Source organism: Pseudomonas sp. PDM15 (assembly GCF_014851565.1).
In the GTDB taxonomy this organism is placed as follows: Bacteria; Pseudomonadota; Gammaproteobacteria; order Pseudomonadales; family Pseudomonadaceae; genus Aquipseudomonas.
On the sequence record NZ_JACVAA010000001.1, the window covers coordinates 194,846 to 214,602 of the forward strand.

A 19,757-nucleotide genomic window follows, 5' to 3' on the forward strand; every position below is an offset into this window, starting at 1 on the left:
TCAGGCCTCGCCCTTGATCTCCTTGAGGTGCTTGTACACCGTGGCGCGGCCCATGTTGAGCACATTGGCCACGTAGTTGGCCGCGCTCTTGCCCTTGAACGCGCCCTCGGCGTGCAGGGCCTCGACCAGCTCGCGCTTGTGTTCGCGGCTGAGGCGGGCGAGGCCGAGCTGGCGTTGCTGCAGCCAGCCATGCAGGAAGGTGTTGATGCGCTCCTGCCAGTCGTCGCGGAACAGCGCGTCGGGCTGTGGGATCACCTTGCTGGCGGAGAGGAACAGGTCGAGCGCCTGCTTGGCCGTCTCGAACAGTGAGATATTCAGGTTCAGGCACAGCACGGCGATCGGCGTGCCCCGGCCGTCGCGCAGCACGGTGCTGACCGAGCGGATCTTCTGTCCATCCCAGTTGAGCTTCTCGTAGGGGCCGATATTGCGCTCGTCGACTTCGCCGCTGAGCATGTCTTCCAGGGCTGCATCGTCGCCGACCGCGCGCTTGGACAGGTTGTTGGCGATATGGTCGATCTTCTGCGTGCGCAGGTCGTGCAGCACCACCTCGGCATGGGGGAAGAACAGGGTGGCGATCGCATCGGCGATGGCGCGGAAATTGTCCAGGTCGGCGGCGGGTGTCGGCTTCATGCAAGGGCTCCGGTTCTGCGCCCCGCATGACGGGGCGCAGCGAGTGTGCCGTAACTCATCCCAGTCGGGAAGGCGAGAGCATCTGCATGGTCAGGCCGAACTCAGCGAAGCGCGTCGGCAGCGGTAGGCGACGGATCAGCGCGGCGCAGGCCTCGCCCATTGCCGCGCTGGTCTGGATGCCATAGCCGCCCTGGGCGGCGACCCAGAAGAAGCCCTCGGCGTGGACGTCGTAGCCGCCGACCAGATCGCCATCGGCGACGAAGCTGCGCAGGCCGGCCCAGGTGTGCGCCGGACGGCGCACGCTCATGCTGGTGTGCTCTTCGATCTGGTACAGGCCCATGGCGATGTCCAGCTCTTCCGGCTGCACGTCGTGAGGCTCCACCGGATCGGCGTTGGCCGGCGAGCCGAGCAGCTGGCCGGCATCCGGCTTGAAGTAGAAGGCCTCGTGCAGGTCCACCAGGCAGGGCCAGGCGTGGCAGTCCACACCCTCCGGCGCCGGGAAGGTGAAGGCGGCGCGCCGCTTGGGCACCAGGCCGATAGGGGCGACCCCGGCCAGCCGTGCGATCTGGTCGCACCAGCCGCCGGCGGCGTTGATCAGCACGCGGCAGCTGTACAACTGCTGGCCGCAGCGCACCTGCCAGCCGTCCTCGACCTTGCCGATGCTGCTGACCTCGCGGTTGCAGTGGATTTCCCCGCCCTGCTGGCGGATGCCGCGCAGGAAGCCCTGGTGCAGGGCGTCGGTGTCGATATCGGCAGCGCTGGGGTCGAGCATGGCGCCATGCACCTTGTCGCGACGCAGCACCGGGACCAGGGCGCAGGCCTCGTCGGCGCTGAGCAGGCGCATGTCCGCCACGCTGGCCTTGCCGCTGTCGAACTGGCGCTGCAGCTCCTCAGCGTCGCCACTGAAGTCCACCACCATCTCACCGCGCGGGCTGAGCAGCGGATGTTCGCTGAAGCCGGCCGGCGGCGCATCGAAGAAGGCGCGGCTGGCGGCGGTCAGCGCGCGTACCTGGGGAGTGCCGTAGGCCAGGGTGTAGAGCGCGGCGGAGCGCCCGGTGCTGTGATAGCCGGGCTGGCTCTCGCGCTCCAGCAGGATGGTCTTGCCGTGCGGCGCGAGGAAGTAGCCGGTCGAGGCGCCGGCGATGCCGGCACCGATGATCAGGAACTCGCTGTCGATCACCGCGCTCATTGGCCTTGATCCCGCAGCTGGTACAGGGCGTTGGCCAGGGCCATGTCTTCCAGGCCCAGGCCGATGGAGCGGAAGAACACCGGGCGCTGGTAGTCCGGCTTGGGCGCCAGGCCGCTGAGCAGCTCGGGCAGGTCGCCGCGGATGCTGCTGCGGTTCCAGCCGGTTTCCGCCGCCAAGAGCATCTCGCCGGCCGCACTGGGGGTGGTGGCGCGGTAGTCGCAATACACGTCCATGCCGGCCAGGCTGGCCGGCGGCACCTCGTGGGCGCGTGGCGCATTGGTGCTGATCGAGGTGACCAGTACGTTGCGGCCGAGGCTCAGCGGATCGAACACCGGGCTGGCCGAGGAGGTGCACAGCAGGATCACCTCGGCACCGGCCACCGCCGCTGCCTGGCTGTCGCACAGCTGCAGGCGGCTATTCAGGGCCTGCAGCTCGGCGCGTTCGGCGCCGCTGCGGCTGGCCAGGCTCGGCGAGTACAGGCGGATGCTCTGCCACTCGCGCAGGCCTTTCACGTAGTGCAGGTGGGCGCGTGCCACCGCGCCGCTGCCGATGATCGCCAGGTGACGGGCGCCGGCCGGTGCCAGCTCGTCGACCGCCAGGGCGGTGGTGGCGGCGGTGCGCGCGGTGGTCAGGCTGTGGGCGTCGCACAGCAGCAGCGGCTGGCCGCTGCGCATCGACATTAGCAGGGTCCAGGCGGTGACTACCGCGCCCTGCGGGCCGGGAATGTAGGGCGAGGTCTTGACCCCATAGACGCCAGCCTCGGCCAGCACACCCAGGTAGTTGATGAAGTCGCCGCCCGTGGGGAACTCCACCAGTTGCTGCGCCGGTTGCACGGCCTGGCCGGCGGCCAGGCTGCGGAACATGTCGCGCAGGGCTGCGGGCACGTCGATGCGGGCGAGCAGGCGTTCGGCTTCGGCCTGGTGGATTACATAAGGAGTCGGGCTGGACATGGGAAGAGGCACTCCGCTGGACTTGAATTAAACTTATTTGTCCATGTTGGACTTTTAAGTATTTTCCGGCAAGGCCGTTGGTCTGCGGATGACGCTTCCCTGCATGCTTGCGTCGCAGTGCAGCTCACCGCTGCCGCTCTGCAGCGGTGAGCGCGGCCGTGGTCAGCGCCGCAGGGCGGGCAGGAAGTCCAGCAAGGCTGCCGGCAGCCGGGTGCGCAAACCATCGGTCAGCTGCTCGCGGTGCTTCTGGTAGAGCAGCCCAAGGCCGATCACGCCCAGGCCGATCAGCGTCAGCACGATGGGGAACAGCAGCGAGTCGGCGAACACCTCGTGGGACAGGTAACCCAGGTAGCCAGCCACGCCCAGCGCGCCGAACACCATGAACAGCGGGCGGCGCAGCAGCACGGCGATCGCCATCAGGCCGAGGTTGATCAGGCAGTACAGCGCCTTGCCCCATTCGCTGCCGCTGTCGGAAAGGCTCAGTCCGCCCCAGAACGCCGCGAGTCCGGCCAGGTAGCCCCAGAAGGCGTAGTCCTTGCGGGTGCGGCCGTCGACCACGAAGCACATCAGCAGCAGGCCGAGGCCGAACCACAGCGACACGTCGCGGCGCTGCTCCCAGTTGAAGCTGTCGCCGTGGATCAGTTCGCTGAGGTCCATGGACATGAACCACAGCGCGATCGCCATCGGCATGACGATGAACGGGAAGGGCAGCAGGCGCAGCATCAGTAGCCCGGCGACCACGGTGGCGGCTTCCATCGCCAGCCAGCCGCCCTGCACGTAGACGTAGTAGTCCTGGTAATCGCCCTGGTAGTCATCCAGTGGCCACAGGCCGGTCAGGCGCTCGAAGGCGAACACCGCCAGCGGCACCAGGCTCACCGCCACCGCGCCGAGCAGGCCGCCGGGGATCTGCTGGCCGCGGCGCCACAGCCTCAGGCCGCAAGCAGTGAGCAGGCCGATATAGGACAGGGCGATCAGCAGCAGGGCCGCATCGCCGACGCGCATCCAGGCTTCGCTCATCAGCCAACCCATGGCGCCCATGATCAGCAGTGCGCCGAAGTAGTAGGCGATGTGGGCCAGCTGGAAGCTGGCGTGCTGTTCCGGCTGCTGGCGCAGGAAGGTTAGCAGGCGCTCATCCTGGCCGGGCTGGAGGACGCCGGCGCTGACGGCGCGGGCGAGGTCGTGGGCATCGATCTTGAGGGGCATGCAGGCTTCCTTTCTGCGCAGGATGTTGGATTCAGATGGCGCGGCTGGCGCGCAGCTCGGCGATCTGTGCGGTGCTGTAGCCGAGGCGGCTCAGCACCGCCTCGTTGTGCTCGCCCAGGGCCGGGCCGGTCCATTCCACGCTGCCCGGGGTCTCGCTCAGCTTGGGCACGATGCCGGGCATCTTGAACGGCTTGCCGTCCGGCAGCTTGGCCGCGAGGAACATCTCGCGGGCGAGGAACTGCGGGTCCTTGAACATGTCTTCGGCGGAATAGATGCGGCTGGCCGGCACTTCGGCGCGTACCAGGGTGGCTTCTACCTCGGCCAGCGGCAGACTGGCGGCCCAGCGGTCGATCACCCCGTAGAGTTCATCGCGGCGCGCATCGCGCCCCGCGTTGTCGGCCAGGGTCGGGTCGTCGGCCAGATCGCTGCGGCCGATGGCGCGCATGAAACGCTGGAAGATCGCATCGCCGTTGGCGCCGATCTGGATGTGCTTGCCGTCGGCGCAGGTGTGGATGGAGGAGGGCGTGATGCCGGGCATGATGTTGCCGGTGCGCTCGCGGATGAAACCGAACACGTCGAACTCCGGGACCATGCTTTCCATCATGGCGAAGATCGCCTCGTACAGTGCCACGTCGACCACCTGGCCGCTGCCGCCGTTGACCTCGCGGTGCCGCAGGGCCATCAGGGCGCCGATCACTCCCCATAGCGCGGCGATGGAGTCGCCGATGCTGATGCCGGTGCGCACTGGTGGACGATCCTCGAAACCAGTGATGTAGCGCAGCCCGCCCATCGACTCCCCCACCGCGCCGAAGCCCGGCTGGTCCTGCATCGGCCCGGTCTGGCCGAAGCCGGACAGGCGAACCATCACCAGTTTCGGATTGAGCGCATGCAGCACGTCCCAGCCGAGGCCGAGTTTTTCCAGCACGCCGGGGCGGAAGTTCTCGATCAGGATGTCGGCTTCGCTCAGCAACTTCTTCAGCACCTCGCGGCCGGCCTCGTGTTTGAGGTTGAGGGTGATCGACTGCTTGTTGCGCGCCTGCACGAACCACCACAGCGAGGTGCCCTCGTACAGCTTGCGCCACTTGCGCAGGGGATCGCCGCCATCCGGTGACTCGACCTTGATCACCTCGGCGCCGAACTCGGCGCAGATGCGCGAGGCGAAGGGGCCGGCGATCAGAGTGCCGAGCTCGATCACTTTCAGGCCGGCGAGGGGTTTGCTGGGGATCATCGTGGCTCCAAGGCGTTCTGGCAGAGCGCTTAGCCTATGCGATTGCACGGCGGCTGTACCCAATATGCGGTTAAATCGCCGGCTGGCTAGTCAGGGAGGGATGTTCATGTGGCTTGCTGAGATGAAGACGCGCCTGCAGCTTCTATTGAGCATTGCCGGGCTTATGCTGGCGTTGCAGGTCGGCAACAGCCTGAGCGGCAATGCCTTAAATCTATGGGGCGTGTTGCCACGGCACGTCGACAGCCTGCCCGGCATTCTGATAGCGCCCTGGCTGCACGCCGGCTGGTGGCACCTGCTCAACAACCTGCCGGGGCTGTTGTTGCTGGGCTGGCTGGCACTGCTCGGTTCGCTGCGCCAGTTCCTCGCTGCCAGCGCCTTCATCATCGTCGGCAGCGGCCTGCTGGTCTGGCTGTTCGCCCGGCCGGGCATGCACCTGGGGGCCAGTGGCTGGGTGTTCGGCCTGTGGGGCCTGTTGCTGGCGCGCGCCTGGTTCGAACGCAGCCTTGGCAGCCTGCTGATCGCCCTGCTGGTGCTGTTCTACTACGGCGGCTGGTGGATCGGGCTGTTGCCGAGCCAGGGTATCTCCTTCGAATACCACCTGTTCGGTGCCCTGTGCGGCGTGCTGTTCGCGGCGTTGAACCATCGATCAGCCGAACGGCAGGCTTAGGGTCGGGGCGATGCATGTCCCTTTCGGGTAGACTTGCCGCCTTTCCCGCCAGCCAAGAAGCCCGCCCATGGCCCTGCAAGCCACGCCCTACAAAGTCGAACTCAACCTCACCGACATCGACCGCAACGTCTACGAGAACCTGCGCTTCACCGTGGCCAAGCATCCCTCGGAGACCGAGGAGCGGCTGTGCGTGCGGCTGATCGCCTATGCGCTGTGGTACCACGAGCAGCTGGCCTTCGGTCGCGGCCTGTCCGACGTCGACGAGCCGGCGCTGTGGGAGAAGAGCCTGGACGACCGCGTGCTGCACTGGATCGAGGTTGGTCAGCCGGACGCCGAGCGCATCACCTGGTGCTCGCGCCGTACCGAGCGCTTCAGCCTGGTGGCCTACGGCAACCTGCGGGTGTGGCAGAACAAGGTGCTCGACAGCGTGCGCAGCCTGAAGAACATCAATGTGGTCGGCGTGGACCAGGAGGCCCTGGAGAACCTGGCCCGCGACCTTCCGCGTTCGGTGAGCTGGAGCGTGATGATCAGCGACGGTCTGCTCTACGTCACCGACGAGCGCGGCCAGCATGAGATTCCCCTGGAGTGGCTGCACGGCGAGCGTTGATCTCCACACCCCTCCCGCAATAGAAGACCTGGATTTCCATGCGCATCGACCTTCGCCCCATGCCCGCCACGCTACCCGATCTGGGTGAGCTGCCGCCGCTGCTGACCCGCCTGTACGCCTCCCGCGGTGTGCAATCCGCCGCCGAGCTCGACAAGGGCCTGGCGCGGTTGATTCCGTACCAGCAGCTGAAGGGCATGGACGGCTCGGTAGAGCTGCTGGTGCAGGCATTGGAGCAACGCCAGCGCATCCTGATCGTCGGCGACTTCGATGCCGACGGCGCCACCGCCAGCTCGGTCGGCGTGCTTGGCCTGCGCATGCTCGGTGCGGCGCATGTCGACTACCTGGTACCTAACCGTTTCGAATACGGCTACGGCCTGACGCCGGAAATCGTCGCCGTGGCCCTGCAGCGTCAACCCGACCTGCTGCTGACCGTGGACAACGGCATCTCCAGCGTCGAGGGCGTGGCCGCGGCCAAGGCCGCCGGACTCAGGGTGCTGGTCACAGACCACCACCTACCGGGGCCGGAGCTGCCGGCGGCGGACGCCATCGTCAATCCCAACCAGCCGGGTTGCGAGTTCCCGAGCAAGTCCCTGGCCGGGGTCGGGGTGATGTTCTACGTGCTGCTGGCCCTGCGCGCCAAGCTGAGGGAGATCGGCTGGTTTGCTCGCAGCGGTATGGCCGAACCCAACCTGGGCGAGCTGCTCGACCTGGTGGCCCTCGGCAGTGTGGCCGACGTGGTACCGCTGGACGCCAACAACCGAATCTTGGTTCATCAGGGCTTGGCGCGCATCCGCGCCGGCCGTGCGCGGCCGGGGCTGCGGGCGATCCTCGAAGTGGCTGGGCGGCAGCACGGGCGCATCAGCTCCACCGACCTCGGCTTTATCCTCGGTCCACGCCTGAATGCCGCCGGGCGCCTGGATGACATGAGTCTGGGCATCGAGTGCCTGCTGTGCGACGACGAGGCACTGGTGCGCGACATGGCCCAGCAGCTCGACGATCTGAACAAGGACCGCAAGGCCATCGAGCAGGGCATGCAGCGCGAGGCGCTGGCCCAGCTCAAGGACATGAGCGTCGAGGACATGCCGTTCGGCCTTTGCCTGTTCGAGGCCTACTGGCACCAGGGCGTGATCGGCATCCTCGCCTCGCGCCTGAAGGAGCGTTACCACCGCCCGGCCATCGCCTTCGCCGATGCCGGTGACGGCCTGCTCAAGGGCTCGGCCCGTTCGGTACCAGGCCTGCATATCCGCGATGCGCTGGACGCGGTCGCGGCCAGGCATCCGGGGCTGATCAGCAAGTTCGGCGGGCACGCGATGGCGGCCGGCCTGTCGCTGCCGCAAGAAAATTACGGTGCCTTCGCCGCCGCCTTCGATGCCGAGGTGCGCCGCCAGCTGAGCGAGGACGACCTCACCGGCCGCCTGCTGTCCGATGGCCAACTGGGCGTCGAGGAGTTCCATCTGGAGCTGGCCAAGTCCCTGCGCCACGCCGGGCCCTGGGGGCAGCACTTCCCCGAACCGCTGTTCCACGGCCTGTTCCAGATCGTCAATCAGCGGGTGGTGGGCGAGAAGCACCTCAAGCTGGTGCTGAAGACCGAATGCGGCGGCCAGACCCTGGATGGCATCGCCTTCAACGTCGACCGCGACACCTGGCCCAACCCCAACGTGCGTTGGGTGGAGCTGGCGTACAAGCTGGACGTCAACGAGTACCAGGGCCGCGAAAGCGTGCAATTGCTGGTAACGCATCTGGCTCCGCGTTGAGCTGATCGGATGAGTGGCGTTGACGCTGCCGGGGTGGGCTTCTAAAGGTTAATGCGCCGCTACGACGCGGCGCTGGAGCGGAAGCCGGGCGTTATCCGCGATAACGTCTTCCCATGGGGGTTCCGCCATGCGTCATGTCCCGTTCGCGCTTGCCTGCGCATCTGTTCTTGCTCTTGCCGACTCCGCACTGGCCCATGATTTTCGGGTCAACCGTTTCGATGATCAGTTCGATGGCGTCTGCGATGCCCACTGCTCGCTGCGTGACGCGGTCCGCGCGCACAACCAGACGGGCCAGGGGCCCAACCGCATTCTGCTGCCGGCGGGCACGCTCCAGCTGTCCCTGCCGCCGGAGTATGGGGAGGAGGGAGAGGTCTACGACGAGGATGAGAATCTCAATGGCGACCTCGATGTGCTTGCCGGCAGTGTCACTTTGGTGGGGACCGGGCGAGACGGCAGCATCATCGACGGTGGCGGCATCGATCGCCTGTTCGAGGTTGCCGCCGGTGCCGTGCTGTATGTCGATGACCTTACTCTACGCAACGGCTTCACCTCGACCCACGGCGGTGCCATCGAGAACCGCGGCCAGCTCATCGTTCGGCGCAGCCGCCTGGCCGACAACCTGATCTCCTATCAGTGGGACGGCCAGCACTACGGCGGCGCGATTTACAACGAAGGCACGCTGGTGGTCTACGACAGCCTCTTCCAGCACAACGTCATCAACATCAATGACAGCGGTAGCGCCCAGGGTGGTGCGCTGTTCAACGCCGGCCGGATGCAGGTGCGCGATAGCCTGTTTGAGAACAACGTGGTGGACACCGATGACGTCACTGGCTTCGGCGCGGCGGTGTTCAATACCGGTGAGGCCAGCATGGCCCGCGTGGCGATTCTGGGCAGCAGGGGCGACGGCCCGGGCACCGCAGTGCGCAACGATGGCAACGGCGTGCTGACCCTGTCCAACGCCACTGTCACGGGAAGCGGCAGCCAGGAGTCCGAGACGGATGCGGCGGTGTCCAACGGCTCTGACCACTGGGCCTACCCCGGTAGCCCGCGCCTCAAGCTGCTGAATGTCACCATCGCCGGCAATGGGCAGGTGGGGTTGTACAACGACGGCTTCCTCGAGCTGCGCAACAGCGTGATCGTCGACAACCCGCAGAACAATTGCATCAACTACGGAACCATCGTGCGTTCCACGGGCCTGCTGCTCGGTAGCGATTCGGGCAACTGCTCGGCGGACCTGTATGTCGACGAGCAGGCCATCTACGGCAGGGTTCTCTATGCACTTGGGGACAACGGTGCGGGTTTGCCCACCTTCAGTCTGCCGCCGGTCAGCCCGGCGCTGGATGCCGGTGTCGGTCTTTGCCCGCAGGTCGACCAGCGCGGCTACCCGCGGCCGCAGGATGGCGATGGAGATGGAGTGGTCGGATGTGACCTGGGCGCATATGAGCGCGGCTCGAAGGTTCGCTGAGCGCTCAGGCTCGGGGCCAGGGCGGGCTGGCCCTGACGCAGCTCAAGGTGCTGCCGCTGTAAGGCCTGCCGTTCGGCCTGCGCATTCGAGGCGGACTGGCACTAGCGGGGTCGGCATTCTCGCCTCGCCTCAAGGTGCGTTACCTCCGCCGGCCCTCGCCTCCGCCTCCGCCTTGGCCAACGCATGCAACTGCTTGTGGCGCACTTGGCGCCGCGCTGAGGCCTGGCGGATAAGCGGTCTTGACTGGGGGGCTGCGCCCTCCTAAGAAGTTATCCGTCGCCATGTGCGACATGTCTGCGGAAGCTGGGCGTTGTCCGCGAATAACGTCCCGTATCTGGAGACTCCGCGATGCGCTACTCCATATCCGCGCTTGCCTGTGCGTCTGTTCTTGCCCTTTCCGATGTTGTCCTGGCCCAGGATCTGAAGGTCAATCGCCTCAACGATGAGTTCGACGGTAGCTGCGATAGCCATTGTTCGTTGCGTGATGCGGTCATGGCCAGCAATCTGCTGGGGGGGGACAACCGCATCCTCTTGCCCGTCGGCATCTACACCCTGGCGTTGCCCCCAGATTACGGCGAGGAGGGCGAGGTGTACGACGAGGACCTGAACCTCAATGGCGATCTCGATGTGCTTTCCGGATCTCTGACCCTGGTGGGTGCCGGCCAGCGCGACAGCATCGTCGACGGTGGCGCGCTCGACCGTCTATTCGAGGTTGAGGCGGGTGCTGCTCTGACGGTGTCGAAACTCACGCTGCGCAATGGGCGGACTTCCGAGGACGGCGGGGCGATCGAAAACCGTGGCCAGCTGACCGTGCGCCACAGCTTGTTGACCCAGAATAGCTGCCAATACGCATGGGGTGGTGAGCAGAGCGGAGGGGCAATCTTCAGCAGCGGTCGACTCGAGGTGTATGCCAGCCAATTCGAAGGCAACTATGTGTTAACGGGAGATAGCGGTGGAGCTTTTGGCGGAGCCATATTCAGCTCTGGCACGCTCAAGGTGCGAGACACGCTGTTTGTCGACAATGGTGTGAGTACCGACGACGTGACCGGCATCGGCGGGGCTTTGTTCAATACCGGCGCGGCTAGCGTGATACGGGCTTCCTTCGTCAGCAACAGTGGCGATGGCCAGGGCGCGGCGATACGTAACGATGGCGACGGCTCGCTGACGCTAGCCAATGTCACCGTGGCGAAGACGCCCTTCGCTGGGATGGAGAGCTTTGCCGCCATTGCCAACGGGAGCGACTATCCCATGTATCCGGGTACTCCTTCCCTGACGCTGATCCACGCGACCGTTGCGGATAATCTATCCGTTGGGGTGCACAACCAGGGCAGCCTGACCGTGCGCAACAGCCTGTTTATCGATAATAGAGAGGGCAACTGCGCCAACGCGGGAAGTCTAATCTCTCGCGGACTGCTGTCGGGCGCCGATTCCAGCAACTGCCCTGCGAGTGTTTATGTCGATGATCAGAGCATCTACGGCAAGGTGCTCTATGCACTGGCCGATAACAACGCCGGTTTGCCGACCTTCAGCCTGCCTCCCACCAGTCCGGCGCTGGACGCGGGTGTCGGCGCATGCCCGATCGTAGATCAGCGCGGCTACCCGCGGCCGCAGGATGGCGATGGAGATGGAGTGGTCGGATGTGACCTGGGCGCCTACGAGCGCGGCTCGAAGGTTCGCTGAGCGTGCAGATCCACGGCCAGGGAGGGCTGGCTGGCGCCGCGCTGAGGCCTGGCGGATCAGCGGTCTTGACTGGGTGCCTGCGCACCCCTATGAAGTTATCCGTCGCCCATGTGCGACAGGTCTGCGGAAGCTGGGCGTTGTCCGCGAATAACGTCCCGTATCTGGAGACTCCGCCATGCGCTACTCCATATCCGCGCTTGCCTGCGCGTCTGTTTTTGCCCTTTCCGATGTTGTCCTGGCCCAGGATCTGAAGGTCAATCGCTTCAACGATGAGTTCGACGGTATCTGCGATAGCCATTGTTCGTTGCGCGATGCCGTCAGCGTGAACAACCAGCTTGGTGGCGCCAACCGCATCGTGCTGCGGGCTGGTACCTACCAGCTCTCCTTGCCACCGGAATATGGTGTGGACGGTGACGTCTATGACGAGGATCAGAACGTCAATGGTGATCTCGACGTGATCATCGGCAATCTGACCGTGGTGGGTGTCGCTCGGCAGGACACCATCATCGACGGCGGGAGCATGGACAGGTTGTTCGAGGTGGAAGCCGGCGCGGCGCTGGATGTGCAGGATGTGACGTTGCGCAACGGCTATACCACATCGAATGGCGGCGGTATCGAGAACCGCGGCCATGTCGTGCTGCGTCGCAGTCTGCTGACGGGGCTGCGTATCTGGTACTTGTGGTTCGCCGAGCACCGCGGTGGAGCGATATACAACCAGGGCACGCTAGAGCTCTACAACAGCATTTTGGATGGCAACGGCATCGCCAACTATGATCTTGGCCGCGCTGAGGGCGGTGCCCTGTTCAATGCCGGCACATTGAGCGTGCGTGACACCCTGTTCCGTGGCAATTCGGTCATCAGCTCCAACAGCACCAGCGCGGGGGCGACCCTGTTCAATACGGGTGAAGCCAGCCTGGCGCGGGTGGCCATTCTGGATAGCCGGGCCGATGGCGACGAAGGAGTCGCGGTACGCAATGCGGTCTATGGCGTACTGACGATGTCCAATGCCACGGTAGCGACCAGCAGTTCGAGGTACGGGTTTTATTCTGCAGTCGCCAACGGCAATGCCACCGATCTTCTGTATTACTCCCCGCGCATGAAGTTGTTGCACGTCACCATTGCCGATAACGCGGCGGTGGGGCTGCATAACCGAGGTCTGTTGGACGTGCGCAACAGCGTGATGGTCGACAACCAGTTCGGCAATTGCATCAACGACGCAACCGTCCAGCGGGCGAGCGGGCTGCTGCTCGGTCTCGATTCGGGCAATTGCCCCGCAGCTGTTCATGTCGATGATCAGAGCATCTACGGCAAGGTGCTCTATGCACTGACTGATAACAGCGTCGGTTTGCCGACCTTCGGCCTGCCTCCCGCCAGCCCGGCGCTTGATGCGGGTGTCGGCGCCTGCCCGACCGTGGATCAGCGCGGCTACCCGCGGCCGCGCGATGGCAACGGCGATGGCCTGGCCGTTTGTGATCTGGGCGCCTACGAGCGAGGCGCCGCGCGCTAGATGGAGTGTGGGTCGCTGGCCGACAAGCCTTCGGCCAGCGCCCGCGCGCTGACATCCTGCCAGCGCGACAGCAGCTGCGGTGACTGCTTGGACTGCCGCTGCGGCGCGCTGCCGAGGAAGATGCCGTGGTTGTTGAAGGCGTAGACCGGCAGCAGGTCGCGGCGCTCGCGGGCCGGCAGGATCTGCGTCTGAAGGTTGTCGAGAATCAGCGGCTCGGCGCGCTCGTCGGCGTAGTAGGCCAGCACCATGTGTGCGCGCTTCAGCTCCAGGGATTTGACGAAGGTCAGGCGCAGCTTGGCGCTGGGCACACCCAGCTGGATCAGGCCGAAGTACTTGGCGATGGCGATGTCCTCGCAGTCGCCGCGACCCAGGCCGAGGGTCTCGCGTGGCGTGGCCCAGTAGTCGGCTTCGCCCCACACCTCCAGATCCTCGCCATGCAGCACGCTGCGGTTGACGAAGCGGTTGACCTGTTCCAGCACAAGCTTCTCGTCGCCACTGGCGGGCCGCTCCAGCAACTGTTGCCAGGCCTGCAGGCGATTGCTGCTGATCGCCTCGGCCAGTGCCGAGGGATGGACGTTGCCGGCGTTGCTCGGTGTGCCCCCCAGGCCGACCAATAGCCCCAAGACGCCGAGCAGGACTCGGCGCGGAATGGAGCGAATGGGCGAGGGCAGGGACATGGGGCGGCTGCTCCGACCGCCGGATTGGCGGGATTCGGGCGATCCTGAGAGATCACCGGGACGGCCGATGTGACGGCCAACACCCTTTGCGGCTGCGCTTGGCCCCTTCTATGCGAATCCATGCGCTGGTTCACGCTCCGCTTGCGTGGGCCCGCTGGGCGCTCCGCAATATCCCGAAGCACTGCGTCACTTCCGCCTGCGGATCATGTGGCTAGAATCGGGTCTCTTCCATGGATCGGTTAACCCTGAAGGAGGGCTCAGATGAATACTCGTGGACTGCTCGACCAACTGCTCAAATCCGGCCAGGACCTGCTGCAGCAGAAGTCCGGCTCATCGTCGTCCGGCGGGCTGGGCGGGTTGCTCGGCGGCATTGCCGGTGGCGCGAGTGGCGGCGGCAAGGGCGGTAGCGGCGACTTAAGCACCCTGCTCAAGGGCGCCGGCGGCGGCGCATTGGCGGCTGGCGCCCTGGGCCTGCTACTGGGCAACAAGAGCGCACGCAAGCTGGGCGGCAAGGCACTGACCTATGGTGGCCTGGCGGCGCTCGGCGTGATCGCCTACAAGGCCTACGGCAACTGGCAGGCCCAGCAACAGGGCACTGCGCAGCCGCGCGTCGAGCCGCAGACCGTCGACCGTCTGCCGGCGCCCCAGGCCGAGCTGCACAGCCAGGCCATCCTCAAGGCGCTGGTGGCAGCGGCCAAGGCCGATGGCCATGTGGACGCCAAGGAGCGTCAGCTGATCGAAGAGCAGATCGGCGCGCTGTCCAACGACCCCGAACTGATGCGCTGGCTGGACGCCGAGCTGAACAAACCGCTCGATCCGGGCGAGGTGGCGCGCGCCGCCACTACCCCGGAGATGGCCGCGGAGATGTACATCGCCAGCGTGCTGATGGTGGACGAGGAGCACTTCATGGAGCGCGCCTATCTGGAGGAGCTAGCTCGTCAGCTCAAGCTGGAACCGTCGCTCAAGGCCGAACTGGAAGCCCAGGTGCGCCAGGAGCTGGTGATCAACTGAGGCTCACGCGGGGTTCCGGGTCGTGTCCTGGAACTCCGCGCGGTTGCGCCCGGCGTGCTTGGCGCGATACAGCGCCTGGTCGGCCAGCTCCAGCACGCTCTCCAGCTCAGGATTGTCCAGCGGCCACAGGGCGCCGCCGATGCTGCAGCCGATCCTGACTTCCTGTTCGTCGATCCGCACCGGTTGCTGCAGGCCGTGCAGCACGCGCTCGGCCACGTGACGAATGCGCGCCTGCGCTTCCTCTTCCTGCACCCGTAGCACCAGCACGAACTCGTCGCCGCCCAGGCGCGCCACCAGGTCGCCGTCGCGCACGCAGCCGCGCAGGCGTATGGCCACGTGTTTGAGCAGCTGGTCGCCGGCGGCGTGGCCGAGCTGGTCGTTGACCGGCTTGAAACCGTCCAGGTCGAGATAGAGCAGGGCCAGGCCGCCTTCGCGCTGCTTGGCCAGCATGAGGAATTTCTCCAGCGCGGCGCGGTTGGCCAGGCCGGTCAGCGGGTCGCTGTAGGCCTTGTTCTCCATCAGGCCCAGGGCGTTCTGCTGGTGGGTCAGGCTCTCCACCAGGTGGCGGATCGACTGGCTGAGCACGGCGATCTCACGGGGGCTGTCGAGATCTGGGATCACGGCGATCTGCCCGGCGCTGAGGCTGTCGGCGGCCTCGGCGATCTGGCGCAGCGGGCGGGTGAAGTAGCCGGTCAGCAGCCAGCCAATGGCAGCGAACAGCAGCGCCAGGCCGACGCCCCACAGCACGATGTTTTGGCTTAGCGCCCGAGCCGGCGCGTAGGCCTCGTCCAGCGATTGCCGAGCCACCACGATCCAGCCGAGGCCGGCGTAATCCTGGTAGCCCTGGCTGGCGGCGAAACCGGTGACATAGTCCTGGCCGTCTGGCCAGCGTTGCACGGACCACTGGCCATCCTCGGCGAGCGGGCGTTCAAGGGCATTCAGCGGCAGGCGCTGGCCGATCATTGCCCTGGGGCCGAGCAGCACCGTGTGGTCGCGGCCGAGGATCAGGAATTCCACGTTGCGCCGCTGCTGGATGGGTTCGACCAGCGAGCGGCGCACCTCGTCCGCCCAGGCCCAGGACAGATGGGTCGCCAGCACCCCGGCCAGTTTGTCGTTCGGGCCGTACACCGGCAGGCTGATGTCGACGAACTTCATCGGTTCGCCGCTCGGGTTGGGCAGTAGCTTGGCCAGCAGCACGGCCTCGTGCACGTCGCCGATGAACAGACCGCGGTAACCCTGGATATACACCGGGCGCTGGGCCAGGCTGGCGCCCTGAAGGATGCCGCCGCTGGAGGCCAGCACGGTGCCTTTGGGGTCCGTGAAACCGATCCAGGCGATGCTGGGAATCTCCTGCTTGAGGCGGTCGAGCAGCTCACGGATCTGCCCGGCGTCGTCCGGCTGGCGCAGCACATTCAGGCTGCCGAGCACCTGCAGGTAGGCGGCGCGGCTGGCCATGTCGCGGTCCAGGCGGTCGATCATTTGCAGCGACACTTCTACCAGATCACTGCCGACTTCTTCACGGATGCGCTGGCTCGAGTCGTTGCCGATCAGGGTGCCGAGCAGCCAGCTGAGCAGGGTCACCAGCAGGGCGATGAGCAGGGCGATATGGCTGCGCAGACTGAAGGCTGGGCGCATGAACGGCGACTCCGAATGCGTGACGGTGGCGGTTCGCCTTGGCGCGTGCCATAGCGGGGTGTCGGGCCTTCCTTCGGTGGAGTTCAGGCCGCTCGGCGAGCATTCCACATAAAGCCCACGCAATCTTCAAACTTTTCACACTCTGCGCTCGCAGCATCCCGCCATCAGCAATCGTGAGCGGGAGGTGGATATGTTGCCGGGAATAGGTGGGCGTGCCCTGCGGGCGGCTTTGGGGCTGGTGCTGTTGGGCTGCTCGACGCTGGTGGCGGCGCAGCAGGATCAGGGCGAAAGCCCTTACTTCGCGGTGGAGGGCGGCGACGGCGTGGTGGACGCCCTGCCGTTGAAATCCACCGATGTGCAGGTGCGCATCCTCGGCGTGATGGCCGATGTGCGTGTGGTGCAGCGCTATCGTAACGAAGGCCAGCAGGCGCTGGAGGCGCGCTATGTGTTCCCCGGCTCGACCCGCGCGGCCGTGTATGGCATGACCGTGCACCTGGGCGAGCGCGAGCTGCGCGCGCAGATCCGCGAGAAGCAGAAGGCCAAGGTGGAGTACCAGCAGGCCAAGAGCGCCGGCAAGACCGCGGCGCTGCTGGAGCAGCAGCGCGAGAATGTGTTCCAGATGCAGGTGGCCAACATCCTGCCGGGCGATGAGGTCGATGTGGAACTGCGCTACACCGAGCTGCTGTTGCCGGAGGAGGGCGTCTATCGCTTCGTCTTCCCCACGGTGGTCGGTCCGCGCTACAACGGCAAGCCGGGCAGCGCGAGCCACAAGGTCGAGCCCTGGATCGCCACCGCCCATCTGGGTGAAGGCGTGCCATCGAGTACCGGCTTCAGCCTCGCCATCGACCTGATGGCGCCGACGCCGCTGACGGACGTCGCCTCGCCCAGCCACCCGCTGCAGCGTGAACAGGTGGAGGCCAACCGGCTGCGCCTGAGCCTGGGTGATGATGGCCGGCCGGCGAACAACCGCGACTTCGTGCTCGACTATCGCCTGTCCGGCGCCGACTTCCAGAGTGGCGTGCTGCTCAGCGAAGGCGCGGAGGAGAATTTCTTCCTCGCGCTGGTGGCGCCACCCAAGCAGGCGCCGAGCAGCCTGATCGTGCCGCGCGAGTACATCTTCGTGGTGGATATTTCCGGCTCCATGCACGGCTTCCCGCTGGATACCGCCAAGCAGCTGCTGCGCAAGCTGATCGGCGGCCTGCGCCCGGCCGACAGCTTCAACGTCCTGCTGTTCTCCGGCAGCAGTAGCATGCTGGCGCCGCAGTCGCAGCCAGCCACCGAGGACAATATCGAGACGGCGCTGGCGCTGCTCGACACGCAGATGGGCTCCGGTGGCACCGAGCTGTTGCCGGCGCTGCGCCAGGCCCTGGCGATACCGGTGGATGCCGAACGTTCGCGCAGCTTCGTGGTGGTCACCGATGGTTTCGTGGCGGTGGAGCGCGAGGCCTTCCGGCTGGTGCGCGAGAACCTGGACAAGGCCAACCTGTTCGCCTTCGGCATCGGCAGTTCGGTCAATCGTCAGTTGATCGAGGGGCTGGCCCGTGCCGGTCAGGGCGAGCCGTTCGTGGTGCTGGACCCCGAGTCGGCGCAGCAGGAGGCCGAGCGCTTGCGGCGGATGATTGATGCACCGCTGCTGGCCAGCCCGAAGCTGACCTTCGAAGGCCTGGATGTGTACGACGTGGAGCCGGCGCTGCTGCCCGACCTGTTCGCCGAGCGCCCGTTGGCGGTGTTCGGCAAGTGGCGCGGTCCGGCGCAGGGTCGCCTGCAGGTGGAGGGGCACGGCAGCCAGGGGCCCTTCCACGCCGAGGTGCCGATAGACGCAGCCGAGGTACGCAAGGACAGCCAGGCGCTGACCCACCTGTGGGCGCGCCGCCGGGTGGCCACGCTGGTGGACCAGGAAACCCTGGAGGGTGGCTACGAGCACAGCCAGGCGATTCTCGATCTCGGCCTCAAGTACGGGTTGCTGACGCCTTACACCTCGTTCGTCGCGGTGGATGAGGAAGTACGTAATCCGCAGCCGGGCGAGGCGGCCAAGGTCCAGCAGCCGTTGCCGCTGCCCCAGGGGGTGAGCAACCAGGCGATCGGTGCGCTGGTGCCGAGCACGCCGGAGCCGACTGCCTGGGCCATGCTGCTGATCGGCGCGCTGGGCATGTTCTGGGCAAGCTGGCGCCGTAGCCATGCTGGTTGAGAAGGTACTGCGTCGCCTGCCAGGTTGGCTCTGGCTTGTGCTGGCTAGCAGCGCACTGTGGCCGCTGTGGCTGTGGAGCGCGCGGCGCCTGAGCGATGGCTCGGATGACCCCTACGGCATCGTCGCACTGGGCGCGCTGCTGCTGGTGCTGTGGCGCGAGCGCGCGGGCTTTCTCGATACACCGCGCGTGGGCTGGCTGTTGGCGGCGGTTGTGCTGGCCGCCGTGGCGGTGCTCAGCCAGGACCTGTGGCCGCCGCTGCCCCGCGCGGCGCTGGGCGTATTGGCGGTGCTCTGCGTGGCCATGGCTCTGCGCGGTGCGGGCCAACCGCGGCTGGCCTGGTTCGGTCTGGGGCTGCTGGCGCTGCCGCTGTTGTCCTCGCTGCAGTTCTACCTGGGCTATCCGCTGCGCGTGCTCACCGCCGAGGCCAGCGTCTGGATACTGCGCGGCGGCGGGCTGGTGGCTTCGCGCCAGGGCAGCGCGCTGGAGGTGGGCGGGCAACTGGTGATGGTCGATGCCCCGTGCTCCGGTATCCAGATGGCCTGGGTCGCCTATTTCACGGCCTTCGCCACTGCCGCCTGGTTGCGCCTGCCGGACCGCCTGCTGCTGCGCAGGATTCCGCTGTTCGGCGCGCTGGTGATGGTCGGCAATATCCTGCGCAACAGCCTGCTGGTGCTGCAGGAGACCGGCCGCCTGGGTTGGCCGGGCTGGATGCACGAGGGCATCGGCCTGCTGGTGTTCGTCGCGGTCTGCGCGCTGGTGCTGCGGATCGTCGCCGCCGGCGTGTGGCAACCGACGCCGATACCGGCGCGTGCGCCGGTAGTCGCCGCAGCGGGCCTCTGGCAGGTGTCGTTGGTGCTGGTGTTTCTCGGTCTGGGCGGCTGGCCGCTGTTGCAGGGGCAGGCGCAGCCGGCGCAGCCGCTGGTTCGCTCGCACGAATGGCCGCTGCACTTTGCCGGTCGCCAGTTGCGCCCGTTGGCGCTGTCGCCGGTGGAGCTGCAGTTCGCCGCCCAATTTCCTGGTGCCATCGGCCGTTTCAGCGATGGCGAACGGATCGTCAGCCTGCGCCATGTCACCCGGCCGACGCGCAAGCTGCATCCGGCGGCGGACTGTTTTCGCGGGCTCGGCTATCGCATCGGTGCGCAGGCGCTGGAGCGGCGTACCGATGTTTCCGGTGTGCAGCGCTGCTTCGTCGCCGAGGGGCCGGGCGGCCCGCTGCGGGTTTGCGAGTACATCGAGGATGCCGCCGGCACCAGCTTCAGCGACCACTCGGCCTGGTACTGGAGTGCGCTGGCCGGCGAGTCGCGCGGGCCCTGGCTGGCGGTGACCACGGCGCAACCGCTGCCCTGATAGACTCCGGCCAGTCCA

At 66.5% G+C, this 19,757-nt stretch carries 16 protein-coding genes; 9 read left to right on the forward strand and 7 right to left on the reverse strand.

Features of this window, described 5'->3' with window-relative positions:
- From IB232_RS00965 to IB232_RS00985, 5 genes are all read right to left on the reverse strand, one after another.
- Complete coding sequence (locus IB232_RS00965; protein WP_192396700.1) at window positions 1–630, reverse strand: transcriptional regulator; 630 nt, start codon at window positions 628–630, stop codon at window positions 1–3.
- Between the two features lie 55 nt (window positions 631–685).
- Entirely contained in the window at window positions 686–1,819 is a 1,134-nt protein-coding gene (locus IB232_RS00970) for an NAD(P)/FAD-dependent oxidoreductase (RefSeq protein ID WP_225592073.1), read from the reverse strand.
- Window positions 1,816–2,769 (reverse strand): ornithine cyclodeaminase family protein, encoded by a 954-nt coding sequence (locus IB232_RS00975; RefSeq protein ID WP_192396701.1) that lies wholly within the window; start codon window positions 2,767–2,769, stop codon window positions 1,816–1,818. Before IB232_RS00975 ends, IB232_RS00970 begins: the two co-directional genes overlap by 4 nt.
- Before the next feature lie 162 nt (window positions 2,770–2,931).
- Window positions 2,932–3,972 (reverse strand): DUF2157 domain-containing protein, encoded by a 1,041-nt coding sequence (locus IB232_RS00980; RefSeq protein WP_192396702.1) that lies wholly within the window; start codon window positions 3,970–3,972, stop codon window positions 2,932–2,934.
- A gap of 31 nt (window positions 3,973–4,003) precedes the next feature.
- Window positions 4,004–5,200 (reverse strand): CaiB/BaiF CoA transferase family protein, encoded by a 1,197-nt coding sequence (locus IB232_RS00985; protein ID WP_192396703.1) that lies wholly within the window; start codon window positions 5,198–5,200, stop codon window positions 4,004–4,006.
- Window positions 5,201–5,300: 100 nt separating this feature from the next.
- On the opposite strand from IB232_RS00985, the gene IB232_RS00990 reads away from it, so the two are divergent.
- The 6 genes from IB232_RS00990 (at window position 5,301) to IB232_RS01015 (ending at window position 12,880) form a co-directional block, all read left to right on the forward strand.
- Entirely contained in the window at window positions 5,301–5,867 is a 567-nt protein-coding gene (locus IB232_RS00990; protein ID WP_412547702.1) for a rhomboid family intramembrane serine protease, read from the forward strand.
- Window positions 5,868–5,934: 67 nt separating this feature from the next.
- Window positions 5,935–6,474 carry a YaeQ family protein gene (locus IB232_RS00995; RefSeq protein ID WP_192396705.1) on the forward strand — a complete coding sequence of 180 codons (540 nt, stop codon included), beginning with the start codon at window positions 5,935–5,937 and terminating at the stop codon, window positions 6,472–6,474.
- A 38-nt stretch (window positions 6,475–6,512) separates the two neighbouring features.
- Window positions 6,513–8,228, forward strand: coding sequence for a single-stranded-DNA-specific exonuclease RecJ (recJ, locus tag IB232_RS01000; protein ID WP_192396706.1), 1,716 nt, complete (start codon window positions 6,513–6,515; stop codon window positions 8,226–8,228).
- 127 nt (window positions 8,229–8,355) lie between these two features.
- Window positions 8,356–9,693: a choice-of-anchor Q domain-containing protein gene (locus tag IB232_RS01005; RefSeq protein ID WP_192396707.1), complete on the forward strand. Its 1,338-nt coding sequence runs from the start codon at window positions 8,356–8,358 to the stop codon at window positions 9,691–9,693.
- Between the two features lie 348 nt (window positions 9,694–10,041).
- Window positions 10,042–11,373: a choice-of-anchor Q domain-containing protein gene (locus IB232_RS01010; RefSeq protein ID WP_192396708.1), complete on the forward strand. Its 1,332-nt coding sequence runs from the start codon at window positions 10,042–10,044 to the stop codon at window positions 11,371–11,373.
- Window positions 11,374–11,548: 175 nt separating this feature from the next.
- Window positions 11,549–12,880: a choice-of-anchor Q domain-containing protein gene (locus tag IB232_RS01015; protein WP_192396709.1), complete on the forward strand. Its 1,332-nt coding sequence runs from the start codon at window positions 11,549–11,551 to the stop codon at window positions 12,878–12,880.
- Here the strand turns inward: IB232_RS01015 and IB232_RS01020 are convergent.
- Window positions 12,877–13,557: a transglutaminase-like cysteine peptidase gene (locus IB232_RS01020; protein WP_192396710.1), complete on the reverse strand. Its 681-nt coding sequence runs from the start codon at window positions 13,555–13,557 to the stop codon at window positions 12,877–12,879. The genes IB232_RS01015 and IB232_RS01020 overlap by 4 nt on opposite strands.
- A 261-nt stretch (window positions 13,558–13,818) precedes the next feature.
- Here IB232_RS01020 and IB232_RS01025 point away from each other — a divergent pair, with 261 nt between their 5' ends.
- Window positions 13,819–14,568 (forward strand): tellurite resistance TerB family protein, encoded by a 750-nt coding sequence (locus tag IB232_RS01025; protein WP_192396711.1) that lies wholly within the window; start codon window positions 13,819–13,821, stop codon window positions 14,566–14,568.
- Between the two features lie 3 nt (window positions 14,569–14,571).
- On the opposite strand, the gene IB232_RS01030 is transcribed toward IB232_RS01025, so the two are convergent.
- On the reverse strand, window positions 14,572–16,203 hold the full coding sequence (locus tag IB232_RS01030) for a GGDEF domain-containing protein (protein WP_192396712.1): 1,632 nt from the start codon (window positions 16,201–16,203) through the stop codon (window positions 14,572–14,574).
- Window positions 16,204–16,393: 190 nt separating this feature from the next.
- Here IB232_RS01030 and IB232_RS01035 point away from each other — a divergent pair, with 190 nt between their 5' ends.
- Together IB232_RS01035 and xrtQ are read left to right on the forward strand one after the other, a co-directional pair.
- The gene (locus IB232_RS01035) at window positions 16,394–18,391 is read left to right on the forward strand and encodes a VIT and vWA domain-containing protein (RefSeq protein WP_192396713.1); all 1,998 of its coding nucleotides are present in this window, start codon (window positions 16,394–16,396) and stop codon (window positions 18,389–18,391) included.
- Entirely contained in the window at window positions 18,381–19,739 is a 1,359-nt protein-coding gene (xrtQ, locus tag IB232_RS01040) for an exosortase Q (RefSeq protein WP_192396714.1), read from the forward strand. Before IB232_RS01035 ends, xrtQ begins: the two co-directional genes overlap by 11 nt.
- Window positions 19,740–19,757: the final 18 nt, after the last annotated feature.

Coding starts and splice junctions, on each gene's coding strand:
- IB232_RS00965 (WP_192396700.1), bottom strand. CDS start 630: ATGAAGCCGACACCCGCCGCCGACCTGGACAATTTCCGCGCCATCGCC.
- IB232_RS00970 (WP_225592073.1), bottom strand. CDS start 1,819: ATGAGCGCGGTGATCGACAGCGAGTTCCTGATCATCGGTGCCGGCATC.
- IB232_RS00975 (WP_192396701.1), bottom strand. CDS start 2,769: ATGTCCAGCCCGACTCCTTATGTAATCCACCAGGCCGAAGCCGAACGC.
- IB232_RS00980 (WP_192396702.1), bottom strand. CDS start 3,972: ATGCCCCTCAAGATCGATGCCCACGACCTCGCCCGCGCCGTCAGCGCC.
- IB232_RS00985 (WP_192396703.1), bottom strand. CDS start 5,200: ATGATCCCCAGCAAACCCCTCGCCGGCCTGAAAGTGATCGAGCTCGGC.
- IB232_RS00990 (WP_412547702.1), top strand. CDS start 5,301: ATGTTCATGTGGCTTGCTGAGATGAAGACGCGCCTGCAGCTTCTATTG.
- IB232_RS00995 (WP_192396705.1), top strand. CDS start 5,935: ATGGCCCTGCAAGCCACGCCCTACAAAGTCGAACTCAACCTCACCGAC.
- recJ (WP_192396706.1), top strand. CDS start 6,513: ATGCGCATCGACCTTCGCCCCATGCCCGCCACGCTACCCGATCTGGGT.
- IB232_RS01005 (WP_192396707.1), top strand. CDS start 8,356: ATGCGTCATGTCCCGTTCGCGCTTGCCTGCGCATCTGTTCTTGCTCTT.
- IB232_RS01010 (WP_192396708.1), top strand. CDS start 10,042: ATGCGCTACTCCATATCCGCGCTTGCCTGTGCGTCTGTTCTTGCCCTT.
- IB232_RS01015 (WP_192396709.1), top strand. CDS start 11,549: ATGCGCTACTCCATATCCGCGCTTGCCTGCGCGTCTGTTTTTGCCCTT.
- IB232_RS01020 (WP_192396710.1), bottom strand. CDS start 13,557: ATGTCCCTGCCCTCGCCCATTCGCTCCATTCCGCGCCGAGTCCTGCTC.
- IB232_RS01025 (WP_192396711.1), top strand. CDS start 13,819: ATGAATACTCGTGGACTGCTCGACCAACTGCTCAAATCCGGCCAGGAC.
- IB232_RS01030 (WP_192396712.1), bottom strand. CDS start 16,203: ATGCGCCCAGCCTTCAGTCTGCGCAGCCATATCGCCCTGCTCATCGCC.
- IB232_RS01035 (WP_192396713.1), top strand. CDS start 16,394: ATGTTGCCGGGAATAGGTGGGCGTGCCCTGCGGGCGGCTTTGGGGCTG.
- xrtQ (WP_192396714.1), top strand. CDS start 18,381: ATGCTGGTTGAGAAGGTACTGCGTCGCCTGCCAGGTTGGCTCTGGCTT.